General features: G+C 69.1%; 9 protein-coding genes. 6 read left to right on the top strand and 3 right to left on the bottom strand.

What is annotated here, in order from left to right:
- Nucleotides 1–87: 87 nt before the first annotated feature.
- Nucleotides 88–519: a division/cell wall cluster transcriptional repressor MraZ gene (mraZ, locus tag A9X04_RS09925; RefSeq protein ID WP_007170790.1), complete on the top strand. Its 432-nt coding sequence runs from the start codon at nt 88–90 to the stop codon at nt 517–519.
- Between the two features lie 187 nt (nt 520–706).
- Here mraZ and A9X04_RS09920 read toward each other — a convergent pair whose 3' ends face one another.
- Nucleotides 707–1,111: a DUF3040 domain-containing protein gene (locus tag A9X04_RS09920; RefSeq protein ID WP_067919829.1), complete on the bottom strand. Its 405-nt coding sequence runs from the start codon at nt 1,109–1,111 to the stop codon at nt 707–709.
- A gap of 310 nt (nt 1,112–1,421) precedes the next feature.
- Here A9X04_RS09920 and A9X04_RS09915 point away from each other — a divergent pair, with 310 nt between their 5' ends.
- Nucleotides 1,422–2,039, top strand: a complete 618-nt coding sequence (locus A9X04_RS09915; protein ID WP_067919828.1) for an N-acetyltransferase — start codon at nt 1,422–1,424, stop codon at nt 2,037–2,039.
- 140 nt (nt 2,040–2,179) lie between these two features.
- A complete protein-coding gene (locus A9X04_RS09910; protein ID WP_067919833.1) occupies nt 2,180–2,827 on the top strand; it encodes a DUF3153 domain-containing protein in 648 nt (215 codons plus the stop codon).
- Here the strand turns inward: A9X04_RS09910 and A9X04_RS09905 are convergent.
- Complete coding sequence (locus A9X04_RS09905; RefSeq protein ID WP_067919827.1) at nt 2,824–3,720, bottom strand: mycobacterial-type methylenetetrahydrofolate reductase; 897 nt, start codon at nt 3,718–3,720, stop codon at nt 2,824–2,826. The two genes, A9X04_RS09910 and A9X04_RS09905, sit on opposite strands and share 4 nt — an antisense overlap.
- 279 nt (nt 3,721–3,999) lie before the next feature.
- Here A9X04_RS09905 and idsA2 point away from each other — a divergent pair, with 279 nt between their 5' ends.
- The gene (idsA2, locus tag A9X04_RS09900; RefSeq protein WP_067919826.1) at nt 4,000–5,049 is read left to right on the top strand and encodes a bifunctional (2E,6E)-farnesyl/geranyl diphosphate synthase; all 1,050 of its coding nucleotides are present in this window, start codon (nt 4,000–4,002) and stop codon (nt 5,047–5,049) included.
- Nucleotides 5,050–5,053: 4 nt separating this feature from the next.
- A complete protein-coding gene (locus A9X04_RS09895) occupies nt 5,054–6,616 on the top strand; it encodes an alpha-(1->6)-mannopyranosyltransferase A (protein ID WP_067919820.1) in 1,563 nt (520 codons plus the stop codon).
- On the opposite strand, the gene A9X04_RS09890 is transcribed toward A9X04_RS09895, so the two are convergent.
- Nucleotides 6,610–7,014, bottom strand: a complete 405-nt coding sequence (locus tag A9X04_RS09890) for an Rv2175c family DNA-binding protein (protein ID WP_067919831.1) — start codon at nt 7,012–7,014, stop codon at nt 6,610–6,612. The genes A9X04_RS09895 and A9X04_RS09890 overlap by 7 nt on opposite strands.
- Before the next feature lie 137 nt (nt 7,015–7,151).
- On the opposite strand from A9X04_RS09890, the gene A9X04_RS09885 reads away from it, so the two are divergent.
- The coding region (locus A9X04_RS09885; RefSeq protein ID WP_231985693.1) for a protein kinase at nt 7,152–8,138 on the top strand (987 nt) is incomplete at its 3' end.

Below are 8,138 nucleotides of genomic sequence, written 5' to 3'. Positions count from 1 at the left end.
CTTGCAGACCCGCTTGACGTATTCGAGTATGGGGCGGGTGATTTCGCGGTATGGCGAGTCGGTGACCCCGAGCGGGGAGGTGAGCTGGTGTTTCTCGGCACCTACACGCCCAAACTCGACGACAAGGGGCGGCTCACGTTGCCCGCCAAGTTCCGCGATGCGCTGGCAGGGGGGTTGATGGTCACCAAGAGCCAAGACCACAGCCTCGCCGTCTATCCGCGGGGTGAATTCGAGCAGCTCGCGCGCCGGGCGAGCAAGGCGTCGCGCAGCAACCCCGACGCCCGTGCATTCCTGCGCAACCTCGCCGCCGGCACGGACGAGCAGCATCCCGACGCGCAGGGACGCATCACGTTGTCGGCCGATCACCGCCGCTACGCGAACCTCTCCAAGGATTGCGTGGTGATCGGAGCGGTCGACTACCTGGAGATCTGGGATGCGCAAGCATGGCAGGACTACCAGCAGACCCACGAAGAGAACTTCTCCGCGGCCAGCGATGAAGCACTCGGCGACATCATCTGAGGCGCATGCCCGTGCAACGTGGCCTCTGCCCCAAAGCTCGGTTAAGGCTCGGTTCGGCGTCGAAACGGCATCGACGGTTCGGCGATGGCGGGCCGGTCGGTATCTGGCTGCGACGATGGCGGCACCGGGCCGGTACGGACATGAAAACGGGGTAGCCGATGGCTACCCCGATGCGTCGGCGATGCCGTTAGTCGTCGAAGCGACGCCGGAAGCGGTCTTCCATGCGACTGGTGAAAGAACCTCCGCCACCCTTGGTGCGGCGCTGGCGCAACGACCCGGGCGCCGAGCCGGGGTGGTCGGGCCGGCCGGACAACCGGGGACCGGTGATGGCGAACACCACGCCACCGAACATCACGATGAATCCGAAGACACTGAGAATCGGGAAGTTTCCGATCATGGTGGCCTTGAAGGCCACGCCGGAGACCAGCATTGCCAGGCCGATAACGAACAACGCCGCGCCCTGCAGGCGGCGGCGCGCGGTGGGTGCACGGAACCCTCCGCCGCGGACACTCGACGCGAATTTGGGATCTTCGGCGTAGAGAGCGCTCTCGATCTGATCGAGCATCCGCTGCTCATGATCGGAGAGTGGCATTCGTCCCTCCTTGCCGACAGTCTGGCGCGTAACTATCGATAGCACGCGGATGCCCGTTGCGCGGGCAACTAATTGAAATGATACGAGGTCAATCTGCGCCATACCACTGGTTCGGTCGCGATTCTATCCCGGCCGCGGCCGGGGGCCCATCCGAGCCGGAACGGCCGTGCGCTACAACCGGCTTCCCCGCCCGCGGTGGTTCGCCGCTTCGATGCCGCAACCGCTCGCCAATCGGCCTCCCCCGGGGCCGATAATGGCGGTGGCGAAGCGGGCCGGACGAACGGGCGCAGGACGAGGAGGACACCGCGAGTTGGCGATATTCCTCATCGATCTCCCGCCCACCGACATGGAGCGCCGTCTCGGCGACGCCCTCAAGGTGTACGTCGACGCGATGCGCTACCCGCGGGGCACCGAAAACCAGCGGGCCGCGATGTGGCTCGAGCACATCCGCCGTCGCGGCTGGCGCGGCGTGGGTGTGGTGGAGACCGAAGCGGCCGAGCCGGCCGGCGGCGCGGACGCACCGCTCCCGCCCGCCACCGAGCTGAGTAACGCGCCGCTGCTCGGCGTCGCCTACGGCTACCCGGGGGCGCCCGGCCAGTGGTGGCAGCAGCAGGTCATCCTCGGCCTGCAACGCGGTGGCCTGCCGCCGCAGGAGATCGCCGGCCTGATGAACAGCTACTTCGAGTTGACCGAGCTGCACATCCATCCGCGCGCGCAGGGCCGTGGCCTGGGTGAGGCGCTGGCCCGGCGGCTCCTCGCCGGCCGGGCCGAAGAGAACGTCCTGCTGTCCACGCCGGAGACCAACGGTGAGCTCAACCGAGCCTGGCGGCTGTACCGGCGGCTGGGGTTCACCGACGTGATCCGCCGCTATCACTTCGCGGGTGACCCGCGGGCCTTCGCGATCCTGGGCCGCAAGCTACCGCTGTGACCGCCGGCCGCCAGGCGCGTCCGGGCAGACCCGCCGAAGCGGCAGGCCGGATCTGGCACGATGACCTGGTGCGCGCCAGCCCTGCCCCGTCCCGGCCCCGAGGATTCACCGCGCGGCGGCGCCGCCTGGTAGCCATCGCGATGCTGCTCATGCTGGTGCCGCTGGCCACGGGGTGCCTGCGGGTCAGGGCGTCGCTCACCATTTCGCCCGACGATCTGGTGTCCGGCGAGATCGTCGCCGCCGCTAAACCCAAGACGCCCAAGGACACCGGCCCTCAGCTGGACAGCAACAACCTGCCGTTCAGCCAGAAGGTGGCGGTGTCGAACTACGACAGCGACGGCTACGTGGGGTCACAGGCGGTGTTCTCCGATCTGACCTTTGCCGAGCTGCCGCAGCTGGCCAACCTGAACTCCGACGCGCAGGGCGTCAACCTGTCGCTGCGCCGCAACGGCAACCTGGTGATCCTCGAGGGCCGCGCCGACCTCACGTCGCTCACCGATTCCGAAGCCGACGTCGAGCTGACCGTCGCCTTTCCCGGCGTGGTGACTTCCACCAACGGCGACCGGGTCGAGTCCACGGTGGTGTCCTGGAAGCTCAAACCCGGCGTCGTGAGCACCATGACCGCCCAGGCCCGCTACACCGACCCGAACACCCGCTCCTTCACCGGGGCGGGCGTGTGGTTGGGCATCGCGTCCTTTGCCGCCGCCGGCGTCGTCGCGCTGCTGGCCTGGATGAACCGCGACCGCTCGCCGCGGGTGACCGCCCCCCGCGACCAGCCGCCCAGCTAGCCCTGCTGCGCGGGTGACCAGTACGCCAGCATCTCCGCGAACGTCTGGAAAGCGGGCGCCGACACCCCGTAGGTCGCCTCGAGGTGGATGCTCAGCGGGAAGCCCAGCTCGGCGACCCCGTCGATCACGCTTTTGTACAGGTCGACCATGAGCCGACGCTTCTGCGGCGGTTCGCTGCCGGCCAATCGCCTGACGAACTCCTGCTCGGCGGCCACCGCCGCGTTACCCGGGTCCTGAATCAGCCAGTTGATCAGGCCGACCCGGCTTTCCATCTGCGGGACGAAGCCGAACGACAGCAGGATCTCCGGCCGGTGGTCGGTGCTCTCGGCGAACTCGCGCAGGAACCCCACGATCGCGTCGGAGTACAACAGCTGGGTCATACCGTAGGTGGCGCCCTGGTCGCATTTGAAGTTGAACCGGCCGTGTTCCCCCTCACGGGTGGGGATCAGGATCACGCCGCGGTTGGGCACCAACTCGCGATAGATCGACAGCGCGTCGGTCGGCGCGACGCCGGACCCCTCGCCGTCGTTCATGGTGCGCGGCACGCCGACGAAGACCACGCCCTCCATCCCGGCCTCGCGCAGATCGGTGAGCCGCTTGCGCAACGTCGGCTCGTCCGAGAAGGCGGTGACCTGGGTGCACAGCCCGTGCATTCCCGCCAGCTCGGGCTTGACGATCGACCAGAAGTCCAGGACGTCCAGCTTGGGTTTCATCGCAATGGGACGGTCGTCGTCCTCGGCGATGATGCCCGGAATCATCACGTGCCGGAGCCGGCCGACAAGACCGTATTCCGCCGAGAACTGCACCACCTTTCGCGCGTCTTCGAGCGCCCGCTCCCGGCCTTCATCGGCGTTGGGTGGCACCAGCTCGAGCGCAATGGTGTTGAGTGTCACGCGCCTTCTCTCCATCCGACGAATGTTTGGGGCGTCTCCCGGCCGCAACAGCGGGCGGCCCCGACACCCCCGCCAGCATAGGCGTGGGGGTGCCGCCCCCCTTGCGGCGGAATAGTAAGGCAGTCGAAGCAACCGCTGCCGCCCGCCCTCCCCGTGTGGCAACGACCTCCGGCGCTGCGCCGAATACACTGGTCGGGCCTGCCATACACCGGAGCCACGTCGAGGGAAAGGGGCGCCGCGCTGAGCCCGAAAGCCCCAGCAGCAGCGGCAACCGTCGAGTTGACCGGCGCGATCACCGATCGACTGCGGCGGTACCTGCACGACCGGCGCGCCGACACCGCCCACATCGGCGGCGACTACGAGGTATTGGTCGCCGCCCTCGAGGATTTCACGCTCAATGGGGGCAAACGGCTGCGGCCCGCCTTCGCCTACTGGGGCTGGCGCGCCGTAGCGACCGAAGAGCCCACTTCCGAAGTGCTGCTGCTGTTTTCCGCGCTGGAGTTGCTGCACGCCTGCGCGCTGGTGCACGACGATGTGATCGACGACTCGTCCACCCGCCGCGGCCGGCCGACGGCTCACGTCAAGTTCGCCGAGCTGCACCGCGACCGGCGGTGGCGAGGCTCACCGGAGCGATTCGGCATCTCGGCCGCCATCCTGCTCGGTGACCTCGCGCTGTCCTGGGCCGACGACATCGTCTTTCGCGCTGACCTGACCCCCGAGGCCGCGCGGCGCGTCCAGCGGGTGTGGGCCGCAATCCGCACCGAGGTGCTGGGCGGTCAATACCTGGACATCGTGGCCGAAGCCAGCGCCGACGAATCGATCGCGTCGGCGATGAACGTCGACACCTACAAGACCGCCTGTTACACGGTGTCGCGACCGCTGCAATTGGGGGCGGCCGCCGCCGCCGACCGACCCGACGTGCAGGACGTGTTCGGCCGGTTCGGGACGGACCTCGGGGTGGCGTTCCAGCTGCGCGACGACGTACTGGGGGTGTTCGGGGACCCGGACGTGACCGGCAAGCCGTCGGGTGACGACCTGCGGTCGGGCAAGCGCACCGTGCTGCTGGCCGAGGCGCTGGAGCTGGCGGACAAGTCAGATCCGTTGGGCGCCAAGCTGTTACGCGACTCGATCGGGGCGCAGCTGACCGACGCGGAGGTGGACCGGCTGCGGGCGGTCATCGAGTCCGTGGGGGCCCTGGCCGCAGCCGAACGGCGCATCGCCGAGTTGACCCGGCGGGCGCTGGACGTGTTGGCGGCCGCGCCCATCGACCCGGCGGCCAAGACGGGGCTTTCCGAGTTGGCCCGCATGGCCACCGACCGGTCCGCCTGAGCCGATGACGACCCCGACGCACATCCCGCCGTCCGACATCCCGGGAACGGAACCGGCTGGCGGCGGGCGGTTTTCGCGCCTGCGCGCGTTCGCCACCGGCGAGCAGTCCGCGCCGGCGAAGCTCGGCATGCTCGGTTCGTTACTGATCACCGTGGGCGGCCTGGGGGCGGGCAGCATCCGGCAACACGACCCGCTCTTGGAGTCGATCCACATGTCGTGGCTGCGATTCGGCCATGGCCTGGTGCTGTCGTCCGTGGTCTTGTGGACGGGTGTCGGCCTCATGCTGATCGCCTGGCTGGGGCTGGGCCGGCGCGTACTGGCCGGCGAGATGACCGAGTTCACGATGAAGGCCACCACCGGCTTCTGGCTGGCGCCGTTGCTGCTGTCGGTGCCCGTCTTCAGCCGGGACACGTATTCCTACCTGGCCCAGGGCGCGCTGCTACGCGACGGCCTCGATCCCTATGCGGTCGGCCCGGTCGCCAACCCGAACAGCCTGCTGGACAACGTCAGTCCCATCTGGACGATCACCACCGCCCCCTATGGCCCGGCGTTCATCTTGGTGGCGAAGTTCGTCACCATGGCCGTCGGCAACAACGTGGTGGCCGGGACGGCGCTGCTACGGCTGTGCATGCTTCCGGGACTGGCGCTGCTGATCTGGGCCACCCCACGATTGACCCGCCACCTCGGCACCGACGGCCCGACGGCGTTGTGGGTCTGCGTTCTCAACCCGCTGGTGCTCATCCATCTGATGGGCGGGGTGCACAACGAGATGCTCATGGTGGGGCTGATGGCCGCCGGCATCGCGCTGAGTTTCGCCGGCCGCCACGTCCTGGGCACTTCGTTGATCACCGTGGCGATCGCGGTCAAGGCGACCGCCGGCATCGCCCTGCCGTTCATGGTCTGGGTGTGGACGCGGCATCTGCGTGACCGCCGCGGGTACCGGCCGGCCTGGGCGTTCGTGGCGGCCACGGCGATGTCGCTGCTGATCTTCGCCGTCGTGTTCGGGATCCTGTCGGCCGTGGCACACGTGGGCCTGGGATGGCTGACGGCGCTGGCCGGGTCGGTGAAGATCATCAACTGGCTCACGGTGCCGACCGCGGCCGCCAACCTCATCCACGCCGTGTTCAGCGGGGTTTTCGCGGTGCACTTCTACCCGCTGCTGCGGATCACCCGGCTCGTCGGCATCGCGACCATCGCGGTGTCGCTGCCGCTGTTGTGGTGGCGGTTCCGGCGCGACGACCGGGCCGCGCTGACCGGCATCGCGGTCTCGATGCTGGTCGTGGTGCTGTTCGTCCCCGCGGCGTTGCCGTGGTATTACTCCTGGCCGCTGGCGGTGGCGGCCCCGCTCGCGCAGTCACGACGGGCGATCGCGATCATCGCCGGCCTGTCCACGTGGGTGATGGTGATCTTCAAACCCGACGGCTCGCACGGGATGTACTCATGGCTGCACGTCTCGCTGGCCACCGCCTGCGCGCTGGTCGCCTGGTACACCCTCTACCGTGCCCCCGACCATCGGACCGACAACCGGTCCGATCAGGCCCGCGAAGACGAAGTCACCGCTCAGTAAGCCATGGCCTGCGCCCGGCGCACCACTTCGCGGGCCTGGTGCGCGTGTAGCGCGTCGACGGGGCGGGCGTTGCTGATGGCATCCCGGCTGCCGTCGTGGGTGATGGTCAACGACGGGTCGGGGGTGAACAGCCACCGCACGATCTCGGTTTCGTGGTAGCCGCCGTCGTGCAGGATCGTCAACAGTCCTGGCAGGCTCTTGACCACCTCACCGGACTTGGTGAAGAACACCTGCGGCACCACCACGCCGCCGTCCCGCTTCACCGCGACCAGGTGACCCTCGCGGAGTTGCTGCTGGACCTTGCTGACCGAAATCCTGAGCAATTCGGCCACCCGCGGCAGGTCGTAGGTTGGCTCGTCGGGATCCAAAACGTCGTCGCCGGCAGGAATGCTGCTCACGGCGCCAGTGTAGGCCTTGCCACGCGGATCGAACCGGCGTTTTCCGGCCAATCGGGGGCCGCACCTACGATGGCCCCGTGGCCGAAGCTGAACCGCCCGGCGCTGCCCCGGGACGCCCCGGCCCGCATCGCCGCCGGATCGACACCGCGACGGGAGACCCCTTGGAGGGCGCGTTGCTGGATGGCCGATACCTGGTGCAGTCCAGGATCGCCAGCGGCGGAACGTCGACGGTGTACCGCGGTCTGGACACCCGGCTCGACCGGCCGGTGGCGGTGAAGGTGATGGATTCCCGCTACGCGGGCGACGACCAGTTCTTGACCCGGTTTCAGCGCGAGGCCCGCGCGGTCGCCAGGCTCAAGGACCCGGGCCTGGTCGCGGTCTACGACCAGGGTTTGGACGCCCGCCACCCCTTCCTGGTGATGGAGCTGATCGAGGGCGGGACGCTGCGCGAGCTGCTGGCCGAGCGCGGGCCGATGCCGCCCTATGCCGCGGCCGCGGTGCTGCGCCCGGTGCTGGGTGGCCTCGCGGCGGCGCACCGGGCCGGTCTGGTCCATCGCGACGTCAAGCCGGAGAACGTGCTGATCTCCGACGACGGCGACGTGAAGATCGCCGATTTCGGCTTGGTCCGCGCCGTTGCGGCCGCTGGAATCACCTCCACCAGCGTCATTTTGGGGACCGCGGCCTACCTCTCACCCGAGCAGGTGCGCCACGGCGACGCCAGTCCCCGCGGCGACGTGTACTCCACCGGGATCCTCACCTACGAGTTGCTCACCGGCCGAACACCGTTCACCGGCGACTCGCCGCTGTCGATCGCCTACCAGCGACTGGACACCGACGTGCCGCCGCCCAGCGCCCAGATCGACGGTGTGCCCCCGCAGTTCGACGAGTTCGTGGAGCGCGCGACCGCGCGCGACCCCGCCGACCGGTACGCCGACGCGATCGAAATGGGCGCCGAACTCGACGCGATCACCGAAGAGCTTGGGCTGCCGGACTTTCGGGTCCCGGCGCCGCGCAACTCGGCGCAGCACCGCTCGGCGGCGCTGCAGCGTGGCGGCACGAGCCAGCACCCCTTCGCGCCGGCACGGCCCGAACCACCCGCGGCCGCCCCGGTCCGCCAGCCCACC

Source organism: Mycobacterium sp. E3247 (assembly GCF_001667785.1).
Classification (GTDB): domain Bacteria; phylum Actinomycetota; class Actinomycetes; order Mycobacteriales; family Mycobacteriaceae; genus Mycobacterium.
This window is presented reverse-complemented; position numbering and strand designations above follow the sequence as displayed.